Raw genomic sequence first — 23,211 nt, 5'->3', positions numbered from 1 at the left:
GGCCCGGGTTGCCCGCCGGGTCTTGTTTCCCGGCGGCGTCCGGTGACAAGGTGTGAGGCACGGACCGGCCCGGGAGGTTGCACGTGGAACAAAGCGAGGCAAAGATCGCCCTGATCACCGGTGCGTCCCGCGGTATCGGGCGGCGGGTGGCGGAGCGCCTCGCGGAGCAGGGCACCCAGATGGTGGTCAGTTACCGGCAGAATGCGGAAATGGCCAAGGAGACGGTGGCGAAACTGCAGGAACTGGGCGGCGGCGGGATAGCCGTGCAGGCGGACGTGGAGAATCCCGAGGACATTGTCCGGCTTTTTGATACCGCCGCGGATGAATACGGCCGGCTGGACTACTTCATTAACAATGCCGCCGCTGCCGCCTTCAAGAACGTGGTGGACCTGAAGACGCATCACCTGGACCGGGCTTATGCCGTGAACGTGCGCCCGTTTGTGCTCGGTGCCCAGGAAGCGGTGAAGCTGATGGACCGCGGCGGGCGCATTGTGGCACTGACGAGTTACGGCAGCAGCCGGGCGTTTCCCACCTACGCCGTTCTGGGTTCCTACAAGGCCGCCGTGGAGTCCTTTGTGCGGTTTATGGCTGTGGAATTCGCCGGCTACGGCATCAACGTGAACGCCGTGAACGGCGGACTGATCGATTCGGATTCGCTGGACTACTTCTACTCCATGGAGGGCATGGCCGCCATGGAGAGCGTGCTGTCCCGGATTCCCAAACGCCGGGCCGGCACCGTGGACGAGATGGCGGCCGCCGTGGAATTCCTGCTTTCACCCGGCGCCGAGTACATCACCGGCCAGGTGCTGGCCGTGGACGGCGGCCTGTCAGTGATTGCCCCGCCCTTCCATTCCGAGGCCTCGGGCCCGCCGATTCAACTTCCGGACCGGCCCACCCGGGACCGCCGCCAGTAGCCGGAACCCACCAGGAGGCAGCTGTGAGCTACGATTCCACCCGCTACCGGGACTATTTCGAGCACTCGCTCACCTATGCCGCCGGGTTTGGCCGCAACGTGGCCCGGTACGGGGACAGCATTGCGCTGGTGGACCCGCCGACCGGCCGGGAATGGAGTTACGCGCAGCTCGGTGCCGCCGTGGACTCGGTGGCGCGCGCCCTGGCCGAACGCGGCGTCGGACGCGGTGACCGGGTGCTTTACCAGCTCTACAACGGTGTGGAGTTCGCCCTGCTGTATCTGGCCACGCAGCGGCTGGGCGCCGTCAGCGTCCCGGTGAACTACCGGCTGGCGCCGGCGGAAACCGCGCACATCCTGCGGGACAGCGATCCGGCGGTGTTTGTGATCGACGCCGAACACGCGGACGGCGCGCAGCGGGCGCTCGAGCTGGCCGGCGTCTCCCCGACAGTGCTGGTGGCCGGCGGCAACGACGCCGGGCACTGGGGGATGGGGTCCGGTCACCTGGGACAGGACTTCGACGCCGCCGTGGCCGAGGCGTCCGGCACCCTGCCGGACCTGCCTGCGGACTTCTCGACTTTCGAGGAAAGCACCCGGTTCTACACCTCGGGCACCACCGGCATGCCCAAGGGGGTGCCGCTGCCCTCCATCGCGGAACTGATGAGCGCCCACGACGTGATCATGCATTTCCCGCTGACCCCGCAGGACCGCACCCTGAACATGACCCCCTGGTTCCACCGCGGCGGGCTGCACTCCGGCGGGCCCAACCCGGTGTTCTACATTGGCGGATCGGTGGTGCCGCTGCGCAGTTTTAATCCGGCCACGGTGCTGGACTGGGTGGGGGAGCAGGGGCTGACCTACCTGATCGGCGCGCCCACCACCCTGGAGATGATCGCCGCCGAGCAGGAGAAAAACCCGCGGGACCTGACCACCCTGCACGGCATTGTCACCATGGGCGCGCCGCTGGACCGCGCCGCCGCGATCCGGTACCAGGAACTGCTCACCCCGCGCCTCTTCAACGGCTATGGCACCACCGAGGGATTCTGGAACACCTTCCTGCGCCCGGAGGATCTGCCGGCCCACGCGGGCAGCGCCGGACGTTCCTGCACGGACGACGACGTCGCCGTCGTCCGCGTGTTCGAGGGCCGTCGCGGGCAGCCGCACGAGCTGGCCGCCCGGGACGGCAGCGAAATCGGCGAGGTGATCATGCGCTCGCCGAAGTCCGGGTTCAGCTATGCCAACCTGCCGCAGGTGGAGGAGGAGAAGTTCCACGACGGCTGGCTGTATCCCGGGGACATGGCCACCTGGGATGCGGACGGGTACGTGACCATCATGGGCCGGACCGATGACATGATCATTTCCGGCGGCGAGAACGTCCATCCGGTGCAGGTGGAGGCCGCGCTTGCGGACCATCCCGGCGTGCTGGACTCCGTGGTGGTGGGGGTGCCGGACGATCAGTGGGGCCAGCGCGTAGTGGCCTACGTGGTCCGGCGGGATGAGGCAGTGGACGTGGACGGCCTGGACGCGTTCTGCCGGGAACACCCGGGCCTGGCGGACTTCAAGCGGCCGCGCGGCTACCGCTTCGTGGACGAGGTGCCGCTGACCGCAACCGGGAAGAAAATGCACTATAAGGTGGCCGATTCCGCCGCCCAGGATTGGCTGGACGGCCGGATGCACGTGCCGGGGGCGGGTCCGACGGCGGCGGCGGATGGGTGAGGGGCCGATGGCTGGGGGACGAGCAGCTGAGCGGGTTGTCATCACCGGAATGGGGGCGGTGACTCCGCTGGGAAACACGTGGCCGGACACCTGGTCCGGCCTGCTGGCGGGGCGCAGCGGGATCGAGAAGATCACCGCATTTGACGCCTCGGCTTTCCCAACGCGGATTGCCGGCGAAGTAAAGAACTTCGACGCCGCCCGGCTGCTGCCGGTCAAACGGCTGCGCCGTTCCTCCCGCGCCTCCCATCTGGCCGTGGCGGCCGCACGGGAGGCGGTGGCCGACGCCGGACTGGGCGAATCGCTGGAAGGTACCGAAGCGGCGGTCCTGATTAACAGCGCGGTGTCCGGGTATCCGGAAATCCAGGACGCCACCGAGACGCTGGGCCGTGACGGGCTGCGGCCCATCAGTCCCAGCTTCGTCGCGTCGTCGCTGACCAATATGCCTGCCTGCGAAGTGGCCATTGACCTGGCGGTGCACGGGCCGGTGAACGCCAGTGCGCTGGCCTGCGCCAGCGGCACTGCTGCCCTGCTGGAGGCCCGCCGGACCCTGCTGGCCGGCGACGCGGACGTGGTGGTGGCCGGCGGCACGGATGCGGCGATTACCTCGGTGATGTTTGCCGGGCTCTCCGCCATGCGCGGGCTCTCCCGGCACAACGAGTCCCCGCAGGAAGCCAGCCGGCCGTTCGATGCGGACCGGGACGGTTTTGTCTTCGGGGAAGGGGCGGTGGTGTGCACGCTGGAGCTGCTCAGCCATGCCCGGGCCCGCGGTGCCGACGTGTATGCCGAGGTGCTGGGCGGGGCGATGACCAGCGACGCCTTCCATATTGTGGCTCCGGAACCCACCGGCAGGTATGCGGCCGAAGCCATCTGCCGCACCCTGGACCGGTCCCGGCTGAACCCGGAGGACGTGGACCTGGTGGCAGCGCACGGCACGTCCACGCTGGCCAATGACCGGACCGAAACCCTCGCCCTGCATGCTGCGTTCGGCGAGCATGCGCCGTCGTTAGCGGTCACCGCACCCAAATCCATGACCGGACACCTCATCGGGGCGGCCGGCACCCTGGGCTCGTTGCTCTGCGCCATGGCCATCAGGGACGGCGTTATTCCGCCCACCATCAACTACACCACCCCCGATCCGGAGTGCGATCTGGACTATGTGCCGGGGACGGCCCGGGAATCCCGGGTGCGCTATGCCGTGACGAACGCCTTCGGGTTCGGCGGGCAGAATGCCGTGGCGGCGTTCGGGCCGGTCTGAGCCTGCTTGTTGCCGTTCGCCTGTCGGGGGTGGCGCTTGCGGGTGACAGTCGGGCGCCTGCGGGCCCGGAACGGCGGCAACGAAATTTCCGCGCTCGCAGAGCTCGCGGGAAATATTAAAGCCGCCTTCCTCCGAACCCTCCGGTGCCCCCGCCATCGGTCGCCTGGCCCCGACCCGTGGCCCCGGTTGTTAGCCGCCCGGGACCCGCGCCCGTCGTCCGTCCGCCCCGTTACCCGGGACCCGGTGCCCTTGTGTCAGTCCCGGGCCAGGTTCCATTTCCCCGTGTGGACTCCGTTAGGCTCGCTGCATGTCTGTCCGCCGAAGTCCACAAGTGCTTGTCCTCAATGGTGGATCCAGTTCGGGTAAAACGTCCCTGGCCCGGGCGTTGCAGGAGGTTCTGCCCGGGATCTGGCTGACGTTCGGCGTGGACAGCTTCATTGATGCCCTTCCCGGCGGAGGGGACAGCCCGCGTGCAGGAATCACCTTCGCTCCGGACGGCACCGTCACCGTCAGCGACGCCTACCGTGCGCTGGAGGCCTCCTGGTACGCCGGGCTCCATGCCATGGTCCGTGCCGGTGCCTGCCTGATCCTTGACGAGGTGTTCCTTTCCGGCGCTGACGGGCAGGACCGGGTGAAGGCAGCCTTCAGCGACGTGGAGGTGATGTGGGTAGGCGTTCACTGCCCTCCCGACGTCGCCGCGTCCCGGGAGGCGGACCGTCCGGACCGGGTGGTCGGCATGGCCAGGGCGCAGGCCGCCAGCGTGCACCGCGGAGTCGTTTACGACGTGGAAGTGGACACCAGCCTCGCTGCCCCCGACGAGTGCGCACAACGGGTTGAGCGCGCCGTCGAAAGCAGGGTCCCGCAGGGCTAGGTGTTGTCTCAGTACGGCTAGGCTGCGTCTACAGCCCGGCAAGCAGCGCGTTCATGCGCTCGATTCGCGGGAACCGGTCCTCGTACACGCCGTGAGCCAGCGTCAGGACCTCTTCATTCTGTCCGCCGCCCACCTGTCGCTGGTACTTGTCGATGGCGGCGTCGTGATGCACCGTCATCGACTCCAGATAAATGCGGGAGGCGTCCGTGCCCTGGGCCGCTTCCAGGGCGGCCACCTCGGCGGTGCTGAGCAGGCCCTCTCCCCCGGCGGTTTCAGCATCAGGAGTGGCCTGCGCCGGCTGGTCCCTGGCTTCGAGCCAGGTGGTCAGGGTGTCCATTTCCGATCCCTGGGTCTCTTTGATCTCCCCGGCCAGCTCCGCGACATCCGGGCCCACGCCCTCCTTGGCGAGGATCATGTCGCTCATCTCCACTGCCCGCTGCTGGTGCGGAATCATCGATTGGGCAAACTGCACATCGGCATCGTTGTGGCCGAGCGGCCCGGTGGGCGGAGCGGTTTCCGGGGCAGCAGTATCCGCGCAGCCGCTAAGGGAAAGGACCACCGCCAAGGCGAGGGCGGGAAGCAGCCTGAGCAGTGAGCGCGGGGAGCGTCCCCGGGAAGTTGCCTTGGACGGTGTGGTCATGATTCCCCCTGTACTGCGTTGAGACCTGTGTGGGCCCAGCGTAGCCATCCCATCAGGGCAGGGCAACGTGGGGCCGCACCGGCCTCTGCCCGCTTAGTTGTCCTCTGCCCGCTTAGTTGTTCAGGGCGTTATCCAGCGGTTCGGAGATTTCGCTGTAGTCGCCGGTTTCCAGCTGTACGGCCTTGCCGTCCAGATAGAGCGTGGGCGTGCCCCGAACCTGGAGATCCTGGGCATCCTGCAGGTCCCGCGCCACACGGTCCTTGATGGCGTCCGAGGAGTAGTCGGCGGTGAACCGGTCCATGTCCAGGCCCAGCTCTTCGGCGTACTGTTCGAAGATGCCGTCCACATCGGACTCGGCCTTCCAGTCCTGCTGGTGCTCGAAAACCTTGGCCGCCATTTCCTCCAGCTTGCCCTGTTCCGCTGCGGCTTCGACGGCGCGGGCCGAGGGTTCAGCGTTCTGGTGCTTGGGCAGTGGATAGTTGCGCACCACGATGCGTACCTGGTTGCCGTAGTCGGCCTTGGCCTGCTGGATGAGCGGGTCCATCATGCCGCAGTACGGGCACTGGTAGTCGGTAAAGAGGACCAGGGTGGCCTGCGGATCGGCCGGATCGGTGATGGTCCGGGCATCAGCGGGAACCAGCTTGTCCATCTGGTCCGCCGGGATGGTGACTTCCGCGGAGGCCGAAGCGGAAGCGGTGGCGCTGGTGTCGGGGGTTGCGGAGTCCGTCCCGCAGGACACCACCCCTCCACTCACAAGCAGTCCGGCAATGATCAGTGAAGGTACAACCCTGCGCATAGTTCCTTTCCGGATCGGGGAAGCGCGCGCAGCACGCGCCAAGTACGGGTTGGACAATGCTTTCCTTCAATTTTCCTACCGGCACGGCAGGCTTCGAAAGGGGTTTTGCGGCCTGCCCGTGTGATCTTGAACGGGTCAGCGGGTGAGCCGGATTACCGGGCCGGGTTATCCGGGCAGGGCTATCCGGCCCGGAAATACTCCATCACTCCGGCGCCGTCCCAGATTTCCGCGTACTTGGCCTGCAGGTCATACAGAGAGGCGTTGTGCACCGTTTCATCCCGGTCTCCGACGGCGTCTCCCACCACAATCGGAATGAAGCCGTGCTGCACCGCATCCACGGCCGTGGCGCGGATGCAGCCGCTGGTGCTGGTGCCCACAATCACCAGGGTGTCCACTCCCCGGGCACGCAGCCGCTCCGCCAGATCGGTGCCGAAGAATGCGCTCGCATACTGTTTGACCAGCACCGTCTCACCCTCCGCCGGCGCCACTTCCGGCATGATCGTGCCCAGCGGTGCGTCGCCGATCAGCAGCCGCAAGGCCGGGACCTTCAGGATGAACACACCGCCGTCCGCGCCGTCGGGCGCGTAACTGACCCGGGTGTGCAGCACCGGGATGCCGACCGCCCGGGCCGCCCCGATCACCGCGGCGGCCGTGTCCAGGAAATCCTTGTCCGGCAGGCAGAGCGGGCTCTGCGGCTCGAAGTAGGCACGCATCAGGTCCACGGACACCACCGCCGGTGTGGCGCCCGGTGTCAGGCTCCCGTCAAAGCCGGAGGCGAAGCCGGTCACAGCATCGCCACCGGGGGAGTCGGTGCGGCCAGGCCGGTTTCGGCGAGGCTGTTGGCCAGCAGGTCGGAGAGTTCGCCGCCCCGGTTGAACAGGGGCAGCGGCTCCTCCCGGGTGGCACGCAGTTGGGTGCGCAGCTCAGCGGTGGCGCCGTCGTCGAGCATCCCCCTTTCCGAGCAAGCGACGCCGTAGCGGCGGGCGCCGTCGGCGGTGACCAGCCCGCGGCGCACTTCCTTGGCCACCAGTTCCGGATCCCGCTCCAGCGGATCCCCCCAGCCGCCGCCGCCCCACGTGACGAAGTGCAGCACATCGCCGGGGTGCACCGCGACGTCGTGCACCTTGGAGGGCAGGATGTCCGTGCTGCCGTCCGCCCGGTCAATCCATTTGCGGCCCCGGGCACCCGGTTCGCCGCCGCGGACTCCCCAGGGGTAGGTGAGCCACCGGTCATCGTGGATGGCGATGGTGCCCGGTTCCAGGAACCGGTAGGCAACATCCACCCCGTTGCCGCCGCGGTGCAGCCCGGCGCCGCCGGTGTCCGCGATGGTTTCCCAGCGTTCAATGACCATCGGGTAGTAGGACTCCAGGTACTCGCAGGGGATGTTGGTGAAGGAGGGCCAGAGGGAGTGGCCGTCCGGTCCGTCGCCCACGGGCCGTCCCGGGATACCCCCGAAACCGATGGAGTAGAGCTGGAACCACTCGCCCTTGCGGTCCCCGGAACTGTAGTTCCCGGAGTACATAAAGTGCGGCGAGGAGGAGAACCCGGCGCCGTTGAGCAGATCGGGATTGGCCTGACCGAGCAGCCCGCCGAAAAGGTCAAAAAGCCGGCCGATGCCGTGGTTGCGCCCGTTCAGCGCTGCGGGGTAGCGGGGTTTCCAGAAGGTGTCCTCGGGGATTTCCACGTCCACCAGCGGATAAAAACCGTCATTCCACAGGATCTGCGGATCCGCGACGGTGATCATGTAGATGCCGAAGAACATCCGGATCAGGTTTTCGTTGATGTAGTAGTTGATCGGGCCCTGCGCCTGCGGGCTGCTGCCGGTCAGGTCGATCAGCACCTTTTCCCCGGTGCGGGTGATGGTCATCTTCAGTTCGTAGGGACCGAAGCCGCGGCCGTCGTCGTCAATGAAGTCGGTGAAGGAGAGCGGTTTGCCCTCTTCGAACACCATGGAGAGCAGGGTTTTCATGGCCCGGTAGTTGCGGTCCAGCAGGGCGTTCAGTGCCGAGGTGTAGGTGTCGACGCCGAAGCGGGCGCACATTTCCTGCACCCGCCGGGCGGCGGTGCTGCAGGCTGCCACCAGTCCGTTCAGGTCCGCCCGGTTCCAGTCCGGCTTCCGGACCTGGTTCAGGATGATGCCCAGCGACGTCTCGTCCCGTTCCCCGCGCCGGTAGAGCTTGAACGGCGGGATGACCACGCCTTCCTCGAAGATGGTGCGCGCGTCGGTGGGCATGGACGCCGGGGTCTTGCCGCCGACGTCGGTCATGTGGCCGAACTGGGAGGACCAGCCGACAATCCTGCCCTCGTAGAAAATCGGCATCACCACCAGCCAGTCATTGGCATGGCTGATGGCGGCGCCGCAGGAGTACGGGTCCGAGGTCATCAGGACGTCGCCCTCCTCGATGGTCCCGTTGAAGTTCTCCAGGAAATCCGGGATGGAGAGGCCGAACTGGCCCACGATCATTTTTCCGGCCGGGTCCGCGATCAGCGGGAACTCGTCATGCTGTTCCCGGATGCCCGGGCTCAGGGCGGTGCGAAAGAGGGTTTCGTCCATTTCGTAGCGGGCGCTGCGCAGGGCATTTTCGATCAGGTCGAGGGTGACGACGTCGACGTCGACCGCCTGCAACGGCTCGGTGGCGGTCTCCACAAGCTGGGCCATGGGGCTACTCCTTGGAATCTTCGACGGGGCGGATGAGCAGGCTGCCGTGCGGGTGCACCGTGGCGGCGTATCCGGGCAGGACGAGGGTGGTGGAATCCATTTCGGCAATCACTGCCGGTCCGGTGACCACGTTGCCGGCGAGCAGCCGGTCCCGGTCATAAATGGTGGCCTCCACCGTGGCACCGTCCACGTAGATGCTGCTTTTGGTGCGCTCGGCGGCCGACGGATCGGTGCCGCCGGATTCGAGGGTGATCGCGGCGACCTCCGGATGCGGCCCGTTGACCGTGGCACGGACGGTGACCAGCTCGTGGTCATTGTCCAGCAGGAAGGAGAACAGCCGCTGGTGCTCGGCGTCGAAGCCTGCGCGGAGGGCGGCGAAACCGCTGCCGTCCCCGGCCTGGAAAGCCGGGAAATCAATGGGCACCGGGATTTCGAAACCCTGCCCGTGGTAGCGGACATCCGCCGAGTAGGTGGTGTTCAGGTCCTCCTCGCCGAGCCCGGCGGAGAGCAGCGTTTCCCTGGCGGTGCCGGCCAGTTCCTCCAGCAGCCCGGCCAGGTCGGCGTCGGAAAAATCGCCGAACGGCCGCACAAGGGTGCGGGCCGCTTCATCGCGCAGGCTGGTGGTCGCGTCCCCGTAGGCGGAGAGCACGCCGGGGGAGGGCGGAATGATGACCGGCCAGGCGCCGGTCAGTTTGCCCAGCGCGTTGGCGTGCAGCGGTCCGGCCCCGCCGAAGGCCACCAGGGCGAAGTCCCGGGGATCAAAACCCTGCTGGGTGGAGACGAGCTTGAGCGCACCGAACATGTTCTCGTTGACAATGTGCACAATGCCTTCGGCCGCGCGCTCCACCTCGTTCAGCCCCGTGGCATCGGCAATGGTTTTGACCGCCGCGGCCGCTGCTTCTGTATCCAGGCCGATTTCGCCGCCGGCCAGCTGTGAGGGCAGGTAGCCGAGCACCACGTTCGCGTCCGTGACGGTGGGTTCGGTGCCGCCGCGGCCGTAGGAGGCAGGGCCGGGGGCGGCACCGGCGGACTGCGGGCCGACCCGCAGTGCCTGGGTCAGCTGCGGAACGTGGGCAATGGACCCGCCGCCGGCGCCGACGGTGCGGACGTCCACGGAGGTGGCGCGGACGGTCAGGTCACCGACGGTGGTTTCGCGTCCGATCCGCGGCTGCAGGTTCTGCACCAAGGCGACGTCGGTGGAGGTGCCGCCCATGTCGAAGGTCAGGAAGTCTTTGTAGCCGGCCTGTTCTGCCGCCCAAGCTGCACCGGTCACCCCGCCGGCCGGTCCGGAGAGCAGCAGCGAAACCGGGTTGTCGGCAGCGACCGCACCCGAGACCAGGCCGCCGTCGCTGCGCAGGATGGAGAGCTGGGCGTTCATGCCGGCGTCGGTCATCTGGGCGTCGAGGTTGCGGACGTAGCCGGACACCTGTCCCTGGACGTAGGCGTTGGCCACGGTGGTGATGGCCCGCTCGTATTCGCGCAGTTCCGGCAGCACCACCGAGGAACGGGAGACGGGGATTCCCGGAAGTTCCTCGGCTGCAATGTCCGCAATCCGCGCCTCGTGGTCGCCGTTGGCGTAGGCATTGATGAGGCAGATGCTCAGTGCTTCGATGCCGTTCTCCCGCAGCTTGCGCAGCTGCGCGCGGACGTTCTCCTCGTCCAGGGGGATAAGCACCGACCCGGTGGTGGAAACCCGTTCGGTGACCTCCACGGTGTCTTCCAGGTCCGCCAGCGGTTCAGGTTTGGGCCAGATGATCCAGCCGGCCAGTCCGCCGGGGACAAAGGAGCGGGCAATCTGCAGGACCTGCCGGAATCCGCGGGTGGTCACCAGCCCGACACGGGCGCCCTTCTTCTCCAGGATCGCGTTGGTGGCAACGGTGGTTCCGTGCAGGACATCGCGGACCTCGGCCGGATCAATGCCTGCCGCTGCGCAGACCTGGCGGATGCCGTGCAGCACCCCGGCGGACTGATCTTCCGGCGTGGAGGAGGTCTTGTACCGGTGGGTCTGCCCGGTGTCCTCATTGACCAGCAGAATGTCGGTGAATGTGCCGCCCACATCTACGCCTAACCGAAATGCCATCAGTTCTCCTTGGGGGGTGGCCCGGCATCCTTCCGGCCGTGGCGGCGCTGAGACGCCGGAGCCGGGCAGATATGCGGGGACGGGATGTGCGGGGTGGAAGCATGCCGGAACGCTGCGGGTGATGCTGTGCCGTGTCCGGTGGCATCAGGCTAGGTGTGACGTACACCACTGTCAAGGTATTGCATACAACCCGTTGCTGCAGCCCGAGTAATTCCTTGACATCTACCTAGGACAACTGCCAAGTTGTATGCATCACGGCTTCCGTCACTGCGGAAACCGTTCCCGGCACCATCCTCAGGAGGACCACCATGACAGCTTCCGGACAGTCCGCCGGGCCGTTGGCCGGGGTGCGCGTGGTGGAAATGGGCCAGCTGCTGGCGGGGCCCTTCTGCGGCCAGCTGCTTGGTGACCTGGGGGCCGACGTCGTCAAGATCGAAGACCCCGCGAAAGGGGATCCGCTGCGCCAGTGGGGACGGCAGCTGCCGCAGGGACAATCGCTCTGGTGGTCCGTCGTCGGGCGGAACAAACGCTCCGTCACGCTGAACCTGCGCGATCCCGAAGGTCAGGAGCTCGCCCGGCAGCTGATTGCCGGGGCTGATGTCCTGGTGGAGAACTTCCGCCCGGGGACCATGGAGCGCTGGGGACTGGGTTTCGCTGAGCTGCAGGAGCTGAATCCGGGTCTGGTGATGGTGCGGGTATCCGGCTTCGGGCAGGACGGACCCTATTCGCAGCGCGCCGGCTACGGTGCAATTGGCGAGGCCATGGGCGGGCTGCGGTACGTGGTGGGGGATCCGTCCACGCCGCCGTCCCGGGTGGGGATTTCCATCGGGGATACCCTCGCTGCGCTGTTCGCCACCATCGGCGCCCTTGCCGCGCTGCAGGAGCGGCAGACCAGCGGACGCGGCCAGATTGTTGATTCGGCGATTTACGAGGCGGTGCTCGGCGTGATGGAGTCCCTGGTGCCGGAATGGCAGGTCACCGGATACCAGCGGGAGCGTACCGGTGCGGTGCTGCCCAATGTGGCGCCGAGCAACGTGTATCCCACGCAGGACGGGCAATGGCTGCTGATTGCCGCGAACCAGGACACCGTGTTCGCCCGGCTGGCCAAGGCGATGGACGCTCCCGAACTGGCAGACGATCCCCGTTACGCCAGCCACGGGGCCCGGGGCGAGCGGCAGGAGGAACTGGATAACCGGATTGCCGCATTTACCTCCGCACTGGATGCGGAGAAGCTGGAGGCGCTGCTGGAAGAACACGGGGTGCCCTCCGGGAGAATCTTCCGGCCGGTGGACATGTTCGCGGACCCGCAGTTCCAGGCCCGGGAATCCATCACCGAGGTGGACCACCCGGTGCTGGGGCCGGTAGCCATGCAGAATGTTTTTCCGCGGCTGAGCCGGACCCGGGGAACCGTGCGCTGGCCGGGCCCGGAGCTGGGTGCCCATACCGCGGAGGTGCTGGCCGGCATCGGCGTCGATCCCGAGGCGTTGGCGCAGCTGCGGGCGAGTGGTGTGGCATGAGCCTGCCCGGGTTGCCGCAGTCCGTCCGGCTGGTGGAGGTGGGGTTGCGGGACGGCCTGCAGTCCGTGCCCGAACCGCTTGCAACGGCGGAGAAAGTGGAACTGGTCCGGCTGCTGATCGACGCCGGGGTGCGCGAGATTGAAGCGGTGTCCTTTGCGCATCCGAAGGTGCTGCCGCAGCTTGCCGATGCTGCGGACGTGATGGCTGCCGTGCCGCGGGTGCCCGGGGTCCGGTACCGGGGTCTGGCGCCGAATTACCGGGGTGCCGAACGGGCCGTTGACTGCGGCCTGGACGAGCTGGTGGTGGTGGTGTCAGCGGACGAGGAGGTCAGCCTGCGCAACCAGCGGCTGACCGTCACGGAGGCGCTGTCCGGTCTGGAGCGCATCGGGAAACTCGCCGAAGGTGCGGGCCTGCGTCTGGTCACTGCGGTGGCCTGCTCGTTCTTTGCGCCGGCCCGCGGCCCGGTGTCCAGAGCCGAACGGCTGCGTGTGGTGCAGGCTGCCGTGGATGCCGGGTCTGCCGGGGTGTATCTGGCCGGGACCTCCGGGGAGGAGGAGCCCGGGGAGATGTACGACGGCGTGGCGGAGGTGCGCTCGCTGTATCCGGGCCTGGAGGTGGGAGTGCATCTGCATAACCGCAACGGGTTTGCTCCTGCCAATGCTTTGGCGGCGATGCTGGCCGGTGCGGACTGGTTGGAAGGCTCCTTTGCCGGGCTTGGCGGGGACCTGTGGTTTCCCGGCGATCCCTCGGTCCTGGGTAATGCGCCGCTGGAGGATCTGGTGCACCTGTGTGACGGGTTGGGGATTTCCACCGGGATAGACCTGCCGGCGTACATGCGCGCGGTGGACCGGAGTGTTGAACTCACCGGGAGGCCTTCGGCGTCGTTTGTCTCCCGTGGCGGCACCCGTGCCGATCTTGCGGCCGCGTCCTGGCCGGAGCTGCCCGAACCTGCTGCCGGGCGGGGATAACGTGGTGGGCATGGAACAAGCCGCCGTAGCCGCAGAACCCGCCGATGACAGTGCTTATGCCCGGATCCGGGAGCTGATCGCCTCCGGTGAGTTGGGGCCCGGGACCTGGTTGCGCGAAACAGCGCTTGCCTCGCGGTTCGGTGTCAGCCGCACTCCCATCCGGGAAGCCCTCAACCGGCTGGCTGCCGAGGGGATAGTGGAACTCAGCCGCAACAAGGGTGCCCAGGTGGTCAGCTTCAGCGGCAAGGATGTGGCGGACCTGTATGACGTTCGTGCCGGGTTCGAGCCGCATGCCGCATTGCTGGCGGTGCCCCGGCTCTCGGATGCCGATGTGGACCGGCTGGCCGAGCTGGCAGCGGCCATGGAAGAGGCTGCTGGTTCTGGATCGCTGGAGGGACTGAGCGCCTTGAACAAGGAATTCCACGAGATTTTTGTCCAGCGGTGCGGCAACCGGCACTTTGCTGCAGCGCTGCAGACCCTCATGCGTCCTGCCGTGGTGGCTCACACCTTCCATAAGTACAGCCCGGAAGCGTTGCAGCGCAGCATGTCCCATCACGCCGAGCTGGTGGCTGCAGCCCGGGCGCGGGACGGGGAGTGGGCCGAAGCGGTGATGCGGACGCATATCCTGGCTGCTCGGAATGCCGCAGGGGCTATGCAGGCTGTTTCGTAGGCGGGGCTGGCCTTTCCCTCGGGCCGTGGCATCGGCCGCCAGCCCAGCGGCCCCCATCGGCGACGACAGCCCCCAGCGCTGCGGTCAGGCACCACTCCTGCACGGCTCTTCTGGCGGGACGAATCCCATCAGAATGGGGCTGCCTCTTCCGGTCCGGGTGCTGAACGTGCGCGTGGATCCGCGTCCGTCAGTTCCAGGAAAGGTTCGGTCCGGTAAACCCGCCCGGTAGGCGAGGTCCATTCCAACACCCCCGGCGAAGGTTGGCGTGCCTTCCAATAACCCAGGGTCTTGAACCGGTGATGTCTCCGGCACAGGTGGGCAAGGTTCGAATGCTCAGTGTTCCCGCCCTTGGCCCAGTCTGTGGTGTGGTCAATCTCGGTCACCCCGGTACTGACCCGGCAGCCGGGGAACCGGCAGGTTCCGTCCCGTGCCCGTAACCAGCGGGCGAGTCCGGCGGGGACTTTCCGGCGCCTGCCCACACCCAGGATCGCTCCGGTGTGCGGATCCCGGACGAGTCCGGTCCAGCGGGTGGCGTTGCGGGCCAGCCGGCGGGCCGCTTCGGCGCTGATGGGCCCGTAACCGTGGAGTTCGGCGGGTTCCTCGTTAGCACCGAAGAGGGTTTCAGCGCTGATCAGCACCATGATCTCGGCACGCGGGATGCTGCCAGTATCGTCCGGATCGGTGTGTTCCCCGGTGACATCACCACCGCCGGCTTTGCCCGCCTGGCCTCCACCGTCGGTGCAGCCCGTGTGATCAGCACCGTCGGCCGCGCCTGCGTGCCCTCCACAGCCGGGCCTGCCCGCGCGCTGGCTGCGGGCTGATCCGAGGCCGCCCATGAGCAGTTGGGCGAGGATGTCGGCACGCAACTGGTCCCTGCTCCGCGGGTCACCGGCCGTCTGTTCTCCCTGGGCGGAGGTGCTCAGGGCGGTGTAGATCTGCTGGGCGTCCGGTGCCGGCAAAAGGGCCGAGAGCCAGGACATACCGTCCTCAACCGGATCCAGGGTGACCTTCCGTTTCTCGAAGGCGCTTTGGTGCCGAGCAGGAATGGTTTGCGGATATTTCTTCTCCCGCAGTCTGCGGGCTTTGGCGGAGAACTGTGCCCGGGTCTGACCTTCGGCAGCGGCCAACAGATCCGCTTCAAGTTCCGGCAGGTCAGCGGCGGGAACGTTCTCGCACTGGTCGAGCAGAACCTGCGCATGCCCGTAACTGAGCTTTCCCTCTTCCAGCGCGGTGAGGGTGGCGGGGTGCGGGCCGCAGAGCCTGCCGGCCTCGTCCATCAGCCGTTGTGCCGTCATTTGCGGGACTCTTAGGATGGCCGCACACTCGGCAGAGGCGAGGCTGAAGGCCATGCCGGGTTCCAGCCGGCCGGTGGCGTCATGGTAGCTGTCCCGGAAGACCTCCTGCATACGGTTCATCAGCCTGGCCTGCTGCGCCTGCGCCCACGAGATCAGGTGCCCCATCCGGCCCAGAGCTTCGCCCGTGGTCACTTCGTCGAGGGACTCAAAATTCGCCAGCGCCAGGATCCCGGTAAAACCGTCCGGATAACCGTCGCCTGAGCATTCCGCATTGCCTGGGGCGCCCGCGGGACCGGTGAAAGCAGTGGCGCTGGCTGCACCCATGGAACTTGCAGCGGGCATGGCATCCGCAGACCCCTCGACAGATTCACCAGCCCGATCGGCACGATATACCGCGAGACTGGTCGGGGCCATGGCAGACGGTTTCCCGGGCGCATCCGCATTGCCGGCTGCCCCTTCCCGTGGAAGGTCTTCGCTGGCCGGCATTCCGGTTCCGCACCCGGTATTCCCGTCCTGATCCATGCTTCAGCATTTCATCCGGCACTGACATTTCCGGGCCAAAAAAGCTCCAAAAAGGACCCGTCAGAGCACCCGCAAATACCTGTCTTTTTGGGTCCACTACTCGTGTCCAAAAGGGGTCGTCTTGGAAAGGAAAACGGTAGGGAATCGACGAGCAGCGCCCTGCCAAGCGCAGCGCCATCGCACCCGCCATCACACACCACCCGTCACACCCCGCCCGTCACCCGCGCAATCCGCTCGCGTGCCGACCGCTCGCTGGGACCCATAGGACCCAGACCCAGACGGATGACACTCAAAACCAGTTTCACGGGAAACCGCATGGGCACCGGCACCGGCCCGATATGCGGCGGCTTCAGCCCGAGCAGCTCCCGATGCTTCGGCTCCAGACTGGCAACGGCACCGGCAAACAGCACCCGGTAGCCGAAACGCTGGTTCCGGGGCAGGGGAGGCCGACGCAAAAACCGCAGCGCCTCCTGCACGTACTCACTGCTGCGCAGCTGGGCATCATAGGAAGCCATCTGCTTGCGCAGCTCGTCCTCGGACCGGGGCGGATTCGGAATGCCCATCAGTTCCCCGGCCACCGCCCACTCGGCGACATAGGCATCCGGCCCGCCGGGAATCGGCGCGCCGTAGCGCTGGTGCGAGGAAAGGAACGCGTCGGTGAACGCCAGATGCACCCAGCGGGCAATCTCCGGATCGTTGGCGGAATAGGGCTGCTCGACGTCGTCGGCGTCCACATAGGTGCCGTGCACCCGCTCATGCAGGCGCAGCACCCAGTCCGAGCCGGCCTTGGCCGCTTGCGTGTCCCCGTACGTGACGGTGAAGATCCAGCGGATGGTCCCGGCCAGCCGGCCCAAGGGATCCGAGCGATAGTCGGAGAAATCATGCACCCCGGCCATCGCACCAGGGTGCAGCGCCTGCAACAGCAGGGCGCGGATGCCCGCGATGATCGGCGTCATGGACCCGTGCACCGCCCACACCGCTGACTCCGGACCGAAGTGGCCGACGTCGTCGCCCTTCGCCAGCTCGAGCTCCCACTGCGGAATCTCGGTGGCGTTGTTGCTGAACGTGCCGATCAGCTGGCGCCGCCAGGTGGCGATGGATTTGGGAAGGGAAATGCTCACGTCTCCCAGTCTCGTCCCGTTCGGGCTGTGCCGCCAGCCCGGCCGACAGCACAGCAGAAGCGGCAGGCTACTCGCCGGCCGCACCGCCGGCCGCGCCGCCGGACCAGTCTCCGGACTCCGCACGACGGCGGGCGTTCCGTGACCGGGTCACGGCACCCACCACGCCTGCCGCGAGAAACAGCAGGGCAGCGATCCGCAGAACCCAAACAATGCTCTGCAGCGGGTCGAACGTTGCCAGCAGGATGCACACCATGCCGGCAAGAACGAGGACATTCACCAGGTGTTGGTTTCGCATGCGCCACCCTTTCACAGGCTGGGCAGGATGTGAATCACCGCAACAGGATGTCCACCGACCGGGAATTGCCCAGCCCGCGCTCGAGCACGCCGGACCGGTTGGTGACGTCGTCGCGCAGGATTTCGGTGACCGAGCCCAGGAAGCGGGACAGGTCCACCTTGTCCTCCGGCGCCGCCAGCAGCAGCTGGAAACCGAACTCGTGCAGGGCATTGATGGACGCCTCGGCAAAGGACAGCGAGGACTTCACAAACGCCTCGTCCATCATCACCGTGCCGTAGGTGCTGAAGCCCTGCGACACAATGCCCAGCTGGTACGCCAGCGCGGACGCCATGATGAACGCGGTGAACCGCTGGCCTTCGCCGCCGGACATCAGCGACGCCTGCAGGTTGGTGTACGTGTGCCCGTTGGCCAGGCGGTGCGTGCAGGTGATGGTCACGTGCGAACGGACGTCGAGCACCTCGGCCCGCCAGCGCTTCTCCTCCGGATCCTTCAGCCGGTCCACCAGCGCCTCCAGCGCGGCATACCGGGCATCCATATCGGCCTTGTCCTGCCGCGACCCCATCATCGGCAGCGCGTTCTTCAGCTCGGTACGGAACTTGTACGCGGCGTCGGGGATGGTGGTGGCCACCTCGATCTCCAGGTGGCTGCCGGCGTGGTATTCCACCCGGCGGAGCACTGAGTTCAGCGGCAGCAGACGGGAGGAAATGCTGCGGCGCTCCTCATCCAGCAGCTGCAGCAGGTCGCTGAACCGCTCGTAGGTGCGGTTGTTGAAGTACTCGCTGAACTCGGCCTCGCGCTGTGGCAGGCCCTCGGTGATGATGCCCTCGAACCGGTCCTCGTACGCGCCGGCAGCCTCCACGGAGGTGCCGAAGTCCGAGCCCCACTTGTCCGAGAACGTCTCGAAGGTCCGCTCCAGCTTCGCGCGGGTTTCCATCAGGGTCTTCTCCAGCCGCCCCTGTTCGGTGATCAGGGCACGCTCCACCTCGCCGGCGGCTTCCTTCAGTCGGGCGGCGTCGGTCAGGTCCCCGAACGGGTCAAACAGCTCGGCCAGCGCAGTCCGCAGTCCCTCGGACAGTGCTTCGGGTGCCTTTGCGGAGAGCGCGGTGCGGCGTTCGACGGCGGCGGCAAGGTCGGCGTCGAGCCGCGCCGCTTCGCCCTTGAGCCCGCCCACCTTCTCCGTGGCAGCGGTCAGGTCCAGCTCGGCGGTGTCCAGTTCGAAGCGGATCTGCTCCAGGTCCGCGTTAGCGTCCCGGGCGGCATCCAGCCGCTCGGTGGCCTGCTCGACGGCGGCGCGTGCCTCGTCCGCGGAGAGTTCCTCCCAGCTCCGGGTGTCCTCGGCGACGCGGCGGACGGCGGCCAGCCGGCGCACAATTTCGTCCTGCTCCGCGGCATGCTGCTTCGAGACCGTGTCCGCCTCTTCAAAGACGGTGCGCAGGGCCAGCAGTTCGTTGCCGAGCGCCGCGACGGTGTCCTTGTTGTCGAAGCCCAGCACATTGTCCGAGGCCTTGGTGTGCCGGTCATCCTTCTCGGTGGTGCTGCGGTTGCGCTTGACCGCACCGCCCAGGCTCACGCCCTTGGCGACATCGGCCAGCCCGGCCGGGTCCTCCACGCACACGAAGTCGTAGTGCGCGGTGATTTTCCGGCGCACCCAGTCGCCCATGGCCGAATCGTGCGTGAGCAGCTTGGTGATCAGGTCATCGGGGCCGGGCTCGGTGGGACCGTCCAGCGGCACGGACACGTCGATGCAGCGCACGTAGCCCTGCATGTCGTTCTCGCTCAGGAAGCGGGTCACCGCGGCCATGTGCTCGCCGGGGACCAGCAGGGCGGTGGCCAGGGAACGCAGGGTGCGTTCGGCGGCCGGGCGCCACTGGGCGTGTTTGGCTGGCAGGTCGATCAGTTCCGCGGCGAACGGCATGTCCGCTTCGCGAATGCCGGTGGCGGCGCAGATCCGGGTGCGCTGGTCCAGGGATTCCTGCCGGATGTTGGACTTGCGGCGGCGGAAGGAGCCGATCTCGTTTTCAAGCTTCGCGATCTGCCCCTTCAGGGACCAGGCCTCGCCGTGCGCGTTGCTGCTGCGCTCCTTGGCGGCCTCCAGGTCCGCGGTCAGAGATTTCACCAGCTCGGTGGCGCGGCTGCGGGCGGTGACCAGCCCGGCGGGGGAGAAGTCGACGTCGATCCCCGCCGCGGCGAGCTCGTCCCGGAACGCGTTTTCCACGGTTTCGCGGGAACGCAGCTGCGCGGCGGCCGCGGCGAGTTCGCGTTCCAAAGTGGCGATGGCCCCGCCGCCCTCTGCGGCGTACCGGGCGCTGAGCGCATCGCGCTGGTCCTTGAGCGTGGCACGGCGGGTTTCCGCGGCGGAGAGTTCGGCCCGGGCCGCGGAGGCCGCGGCGTCGAGCTTCTCCGCAGTCCGCGTGGCGCCTTCCAGCGCCAGGCGCTGCCGGTACGCGGGCAGACCCTCGGTGGTCAGGGCGCGGTTATGCGCCAGCGCGTCCGCAGCCTGCCGGTAACGCGCGTGCAGCTCGGGGACGGAGGCCAGGTGGTCGCGCTGCTGCCGGGCACGTTCGAGCTGCCGGCGGATGCTGCGCAGGTGGCTGAAGTCCTCCACCGCTTCCTCAGCGGCGGTCAGGGTGCGCGGGGTGTCCAGCACGTTGGTGCGGAAGAAGTCATTGACGGTGCCGCCCAGGCCCTTGCCGGTCTGCAGGATGCGCAACAGGTTGAAGGCCTTCTCATCCTCGACGCCGAGCGCCGCGCGGTAGCGTTCTGCGAACATCTTGTGCGAATCGAACACGGCGGCGCCGGGCAGCAGCGCTTCGAGGCTGCCCTTGGTGAAGCGGCCGCGGATGCCGGTCTGCAGGGCGGCGATGTCCAGGGGCTTGTTGTGCACCAGGTAGAAGCGGCCCAGGTTGTGTTCGGTGCCGGTGGCCGGCAGGTCCATGACCACGGAGAGGGAGGTGATCTGGCCCAGCCCGTTGTCGAAGGTCAGGCAGACCGCGGACCAGGTGGCGCCGGGACGCTGGTAGGCGGTGCCCGCGCCGTCGTCCGCTCCCTGCGTGCCGAGCCGGCCGCGCATGTAGGAGAAGGCGGTGCGTTTTTCCTCGGCGTTGGTGCCGTTGTTGTTCTGCGCGGCCTCGTTCATGCGCGGGCGGGCGTCCATGACCAGCAGCATGGCGTCGAAGACGGTGGATTTACCCACGCCGGAATCGCCGGTGAGCAGGGTGCCGGCGCGGTCCACCTTGATGGTGTGCGCGCCGTCGAAGGTTCCCCAGTTCACGATCTGCACGGAGGAGAGCCGGTTCTGGCCGGGGTTGATCAGGTCTCCCATGGGGAGGGTGGTTTCGATGCTCATGCCGGCTCCTCGCCGTCGTTCGTGGCGGGGGTGTCAGTGTTCTCGGGCGCGGGGTCGGTGCCGTCGACGTCGAGCGTGGCCGCGCCGTCGTCGTCCGCTTCCGCGTCCCCGGAGAGGGTGGACATAAAGGTGACGATGTCGCCGATCTGGCTGTAGGGCAGAGCCAGCGGCAGGGCGGGGGAGATGACCCAGACGTTGTCCAGCTCGGTGGGGATCAGCAGTCGGCGGTCCTGGACGAGCTTGCGGATGGCGGCGTCCGCGGTGTCCTCCACGGACTTCGCGTCACGCTGGCCCGGGTCCACGTAGGCCTCGAGCACCTCGAGGATGTCCTGCCGGGCGATGGTGGCCTCGTTCCCGGTGCCGGTGTGCCGGTCCAGGATCAGCCGCAGGCGCAGCAGGAGCAGAGTTTCCTCGCGGGTCATTTCGCGCTGGCGCTGCAGGGCGGAGGTGTGCGGCTCGGGCATTTCCACCGGGCGCAGCAGGGCGACCTTGCGGTCCTCGTCAATGACCAGGGAGAGGAACAGTTCACTCAGCCGCACGCGCAGCTGCTCCTGGTTGTCCACCACGGTTTCGTACACGTTGTCGGACGAGGTGGCGTCCAGGTACGGGCCGCGCAGCAGCCGGATCAGGGCCTGGCGCAGCTTCAGCGGCAGGGTGCCGGTGTCGCCGGGGAACAGTTCCGGGCCGTCGACGAGGAGGTCACGCTCTGTTTCCGTTTCCTGCTCATCGGCGTCCAGCTCCGGGTTTTCCGGGGTGTTCCCTTCCGGGACGTGTTCTTCCGAGACGTTCTCGTCCGGGGCGGCGTGGGTGGTCTCGCTCATTTTTCGGGGGCTTTCGCGACGGCGACGGCGGGCAGCAGCGCGGTGCGCTCGCTGCCGTCGATCTGGGTAAAGGTAACGGATTCAAGCGTGTCTCCGGCGGCTGAACCGCCGGCGAGCAGGGCGCGGATGCTGTTCAGGTGCCGGTGTTCGGGCGGCAGCTGCTCAAACACCTGGGCCACCGTGGCGCTGGGTCGTTTCGCCGTCGCCAGGGAGACGGCGTCGGCCAGCACCCGCCGGTCCGCACGCGGGGTGCGGGCCGAGCGGTGGATGTCCGCCTCGGTGAACTGCGGCGGTTCGGGCAGGGTGCGCGGGGCGGCGTGGTCTTCGGGGTTGTAGACGCGGACCATGCTCAGTGATTCGAAGCCCGACCCGTACAGCTGCGGTGCGGGCACGACGGCGGCGCGGCGGCGTCCGCGCGGGGCCTTGTGGATGGCGGCCTCGGCGGCGCGGATGAGCTGGCGCAGCTGCACGGATTCGCGGTACTCGTCGCTCTGCACGTAGGTGTGCATGGATTCGGAGAGCCGGCCGTAGATGCGGTGGATTTCGGTGGCCTGGTCCCGCATGTCGGAAATCAGCCGGTACAGGCTCTGCCGGTCCTCCGGGGTGAGGTTGTCGGCGAAGTCCCGTTCGAGGACTTCGGCGATGGCTGCGCGGAAGCGGGCCTGCTGGTCGGCGTCGTTCAGGAAGGCGGTGAAGCCCTCGTAGGTGCGGCCTTCGGCGGTACTGCGCAGCTTTTTGTCCGCTTCGAGGATTTCGCCCATGGTCAGGCCCTTGGCGGCGTTGGATTCCACCATTTCCTGGCGCAGGTTGTGCAGCATCTTTTCCAGGCCGTCGCGCATGCGTTTGAAGTCGGCCGGCAGGGCGGCGGCGAGGTCCAGGATGTCGCGGGCGGCTTCGACGGCGGTGTCCTCCGGCAGCGGCGGGGGAGCCTCGCCGGTTTCCAGGGCGCGGATCATTTCCTCGCGGCGGGCGACCTCTTCTTTAAGCACTGCGATGCGGGCGGCGGGGTCCGGGTTGGATTCCTGCGCGAGGTTTTCCACCCGGTCCAGCAGGGTGGCCAGGCGGGAGGAGTTCAGCGAGGTTTTGTCGCTGCTGAAGCCGTCCAGGTAGGAGAGGAAGCGGGCGGAGGATTCGGTGAGTTCGTAGACGAACTTCCCGTCCGCACGGGGCCGGGCCAGGAAGCGGCGGGCGACCCAGTCATCGGCGTAGTTCCGGCCGGTCCAGTCCTCGCGCAGGGCCACGCCGTCCATGCGAAGCCGGTTCAGGAAGGAGTCCGTCATGGCATGGAAATCGTCCAGCGGGACCCGCGGCCGGGTACGGGTGAAGGCTTCGCGGAAGAGCGCCAGCACCCAGGCGTTGGCGTTGGTCAGTTTCCAGCCGGGGGCCGCCTGGAGCCGCTGCAGTTCGGCCCAGCGGGCAACGGCGTTCTCGATGAAGGACATTCTGCGCTTTCCGCCCGTGCGGTGGGGGTAAAACGGGCCTCCTCGATTTTAGCCGGGTGGAGGAGTGCAACCATGCATTTTGCTGTTGGGTGGGGACGGCCAGATACACCTGCGTGCACTGTTGTGCCGCGAGGTCATAAAACCGAGCGCCTCGGCGGAGCTTTGTTCCATGACGCCGGCGATGACGGCCGCCTGCGCTTGGCGAGGCAGCGATTTCTCAGCCCGCCCCCGCGCACAGTACTGTGATTTCTCAGCCTTCACTGCGCACAGTACTGTTCCGAACGGGC

Annotated in this window: 18 protein-coding genes; 7 read left to right on the top strand and 11 right to left on the bottom strand. The window is 67.5% G+C overall.

Features of this window, described 5'->3' with window-relative positions; genetic code table 11:
• Nucleotides 1-83: 83 nt before the first annotated feature.
• The 4 genes from AC5RVB_RS11845 (at nt 84) to AC5RVB_RS11830 (ending at nt 4,752) form a co-directional block, all read left to right on the top strand.
• A complete protein-coding gene (locus AC5RVB_RS11845) occupies nt 84-914 on the top strand; it encodes an SDR family oxidoreductase (protein WP_494142791.1) in 831 nt (276 codons plus the stop codon).
• A 23-nt stretch (nt 915-937) separates the two neighbouring features.
• Nucleotides 938-2,626 (top strand): class I adenylate-forming enzyme family protein, encoded by a 1,689-nt coding sequence (locus AC5RVB_RS11840; RefSeq protein ID WP_290245762.1) that lies wholly within the window; start codon nt 938-940, stop codon nt 2,624-2,626.
• A 7-nt stretch (nt 2,627-2,633) separates the two neighbouring features.
• Entirely contained in the window at nt 2,634-3,881 is a 1,248-nt protein-coding gene (locus AC5RVB_RS11835) for a beta-ketoacyl-[acyl-carrier-protein] synthase family protein (protein ID WP_494142790.1), read from the top strand.
• Nucleotides 3,882-4,212: 331 nt separating this feature from the next.
• Entirely contained in the window at nt 4,213-4,752 is a 540-nt protein-coding gene (locus tag AC5RVB_RS11830; protein ID WP_494142789.1) for a chloramphenicol phosphotransferase CPT family protein, read from the top strand.
• A 28-nt stretch (nt 4,753-4,780) separates the two neighbouring features.
• On the opposite strand, the gene AC5RVB_RS11825 is transcribed toward AC5RVB_RS11830, so the two are convergent.
• From AC5RVB_RS11825 to AC5RVB_RS11805, 5 genes are all read right to left on the bottom strand, one after another.
• Complete coding sequence (locus tag AC5RVB_RS11825) at nt 4,781-5,392, bottom strand: DUF305 domain-containing protein (RefSeq protein ID WP_494142788.1); 612 nt, start codon at nt 5,390-5,392, stop codon at nt 4,781-4,783.
• 112 nt (nt 5,393-5,504) lie between these two features.
• Nucleotides 5,505-6,188, bottom strand: coding sequence for a DsbA family protein (locus AC5RVB_RS11820; RefSeq protein WP_494142787.1), 684 nt, complete (start codon nt 6,186-6,188; stop codon nt 5,505-5,507).
• Nucleotides 6,189-6,367: 179 nt separating this feature from the next.
• The gene (locus AC5RVB_RS11815; protein ID WP_227904655.1) at nt 6,368-6,976 is read right to left on the bottom strand and encodes an isochorismatase family protein; all 609 of its coding nucleotides are present in this window, start codon (nt 6,974-6,976) and stop codon (nt 6,368-6,370) included.
• Entirely contained in the window at nt 6,973-8,847 is a 1,875-nt protein-coding gene (locus AC5RVB_RS11810; RefSeq protein WP_227904658.1) for a hydantoinase B/oxoprolinase family protein, read from the bottom strand. The genes AC5RVB_RS11815 and AC5RVB_RS11810 overlap by 4 nt, the downstream gene beginning before the upstream one ends.
• Before the next feature lie 4 nt (nt 8,848-8,851).
• Nucleotides 8,852-10,927, bottom strand: coding sequence for a hydantoinase/oxoprolinase family protein (locus AC5RVB_RS11805; RefSeq protein WP_494142786.1), 2,076 nt, complete (start codon nt 10,925-10,927; stop codon nt 8,852-8,854).
• Nucleotides 10,928-11,235: 308 nt separating this feature from the next.
• On the opposite strand from AC5RVB_RS11805, the gene AC5RVB_RS11800 reads away from it, so the two are divergent.
• From AC5RVB_RS11800 to AC5RVB_RS11790, 3 genes are read left to right on the top strand one after another with little or no spacing between them, the layout of a single operon-like run.
• Complete coding sequence (locus tag AC5RVB_RS11800) at nt 11,236-12,444, top strand: CaiB/BaiF CoA transferase family protein (RefSeq protein ID WP_494142785.1); 1,209 nt, start codon at nt 11,236-11,238, stop codon at nt 12,442-12,444.
• Nucleotides 12,441-13,412, top strand: a complete 972-nt coding sequence (locus AC5RVB_RS11795) for a hydroxymethylglutaryl-CoA lyase-like TIM-barrel protein (protein ID WP_494142784.1) — start codon at nt 12,441-12,443, stop codon at nt 13,410-13,412. The genes AC5RVB_RS11800 and AC5RVB_RS11795 overlap by 4 nt, the downstream gene beginning before the upstream one ends.
• 10 nt (nt 13,413-13,422) lie before the next feature.
• Nucleotides 13,423-14,082 (top strand): GntR family transcriptional regulator, encoded by a 660-nt coding sequence (locus tag AC5RVB_RS11790; protein WP_494142783.1) that lies wholly within the window; start codon nt 13,423-13,425, stop codon nt 14,080-14,082.
• 128 nt (nt 14,083-14,210) lie between these two features.
• Here the strand turns inward: AC5RVB_RS11790 and AC5RVB_RS11785 are convergent, their stop codons facing one another.
• The 6 genes from AC5RVB_RS11785 to AC5RVB_RS11760 all read right to left on the bottom strand — a co-directional run bounded on the left by AC5RVB_RS11785 (nt 14,211) and on the right by AC5RVB_RS11760 (nt 22,924).
• The gene (locus AC5RVB_RS11785; RefSeq protein WP_494142782.1) at nt 14,211-15,719 is read right to left on the bottom strand and encodes an HNH endonuclease signature motif containing protein; all 1,509 of its coding nucleotides are present in this window, start codon (nt 15,717-15,719) and stop codon (nt 14,211-14,213) included.
• A 383-nt stretch (nt 15,720-16,102) separates the two neighbouring features.
• A complete protein-coding gene (locus AC5RVB_RS11780) occupies nt 16,103-17,020 on the bottom strand; it encodes an oxygenase MpaB family protein (protein WP_494142781.1) in 918 nt (305 codons plus the stop codon).
• Between the two features lie 67 nt (nt 17,021-17,087).
• On the bottom strand, nt 17,088-17,315 hold the full coding sequence (locus AC5RVB_RS11775; RefSeq protein WP_494142780.1) for a hypothetical protein: 228 nt from the start codon (nt 17,313-17,315) through the stop codon (nt 17,088-17,090).
• A gap of 34 nt (nt 17,316-17,349) precedes the next feature.
• The gene (locus AC5RVB_RS11770) at nt 17,350-20,661 is read right to left on the bottom strand and encodes an ATP-binding protein (RefSeq protein ID WP_494142779.1); all 3,312 of its coding nucleotides are present in this window, start codon (nt 20,659-20,661) and stop codon (nt 17,350-17,352) included.
• Entirely contained in the window at nt 20,658-21,482 is an 825-nt protein-coding gene (locus AC5RVB_RS11765; RefSeq protein WP_494142778.1) for a DUF4194 domain-containing protein, read from the bottom strand. Before AC5RVB_RS11765 ends, AC5RVB_RS11770 begins: the two co-directional genes overlap by 4 nt.
• Complete coding sequence (locus AC5RVB_RS11760) at nt 21,479-22,924, bottom strand: DUF3375 domain-containing protein (RefSeq protein ID WP_494142777.1); 1,446 nt, start codon at nt 22,922-22,924, stop codon at nt 21,479-21,481. Before AC5RVB_RS11760 ends, AC5RVB_RS11765 begins: the two co-directional genes overlap by 4 nt.
• Between the last annotated feature and the right edge of the window lie 287 nt (nt 22,925-23,211).

The sequence above is a fragment of the Arthrobacter sp. Y3225209 genome (assembly GCF_059090685.1).
Note: the sequence above shows the minus strand (reverse complement) of the source record. Positions and strands in the feature narration are given on the sequence as shown.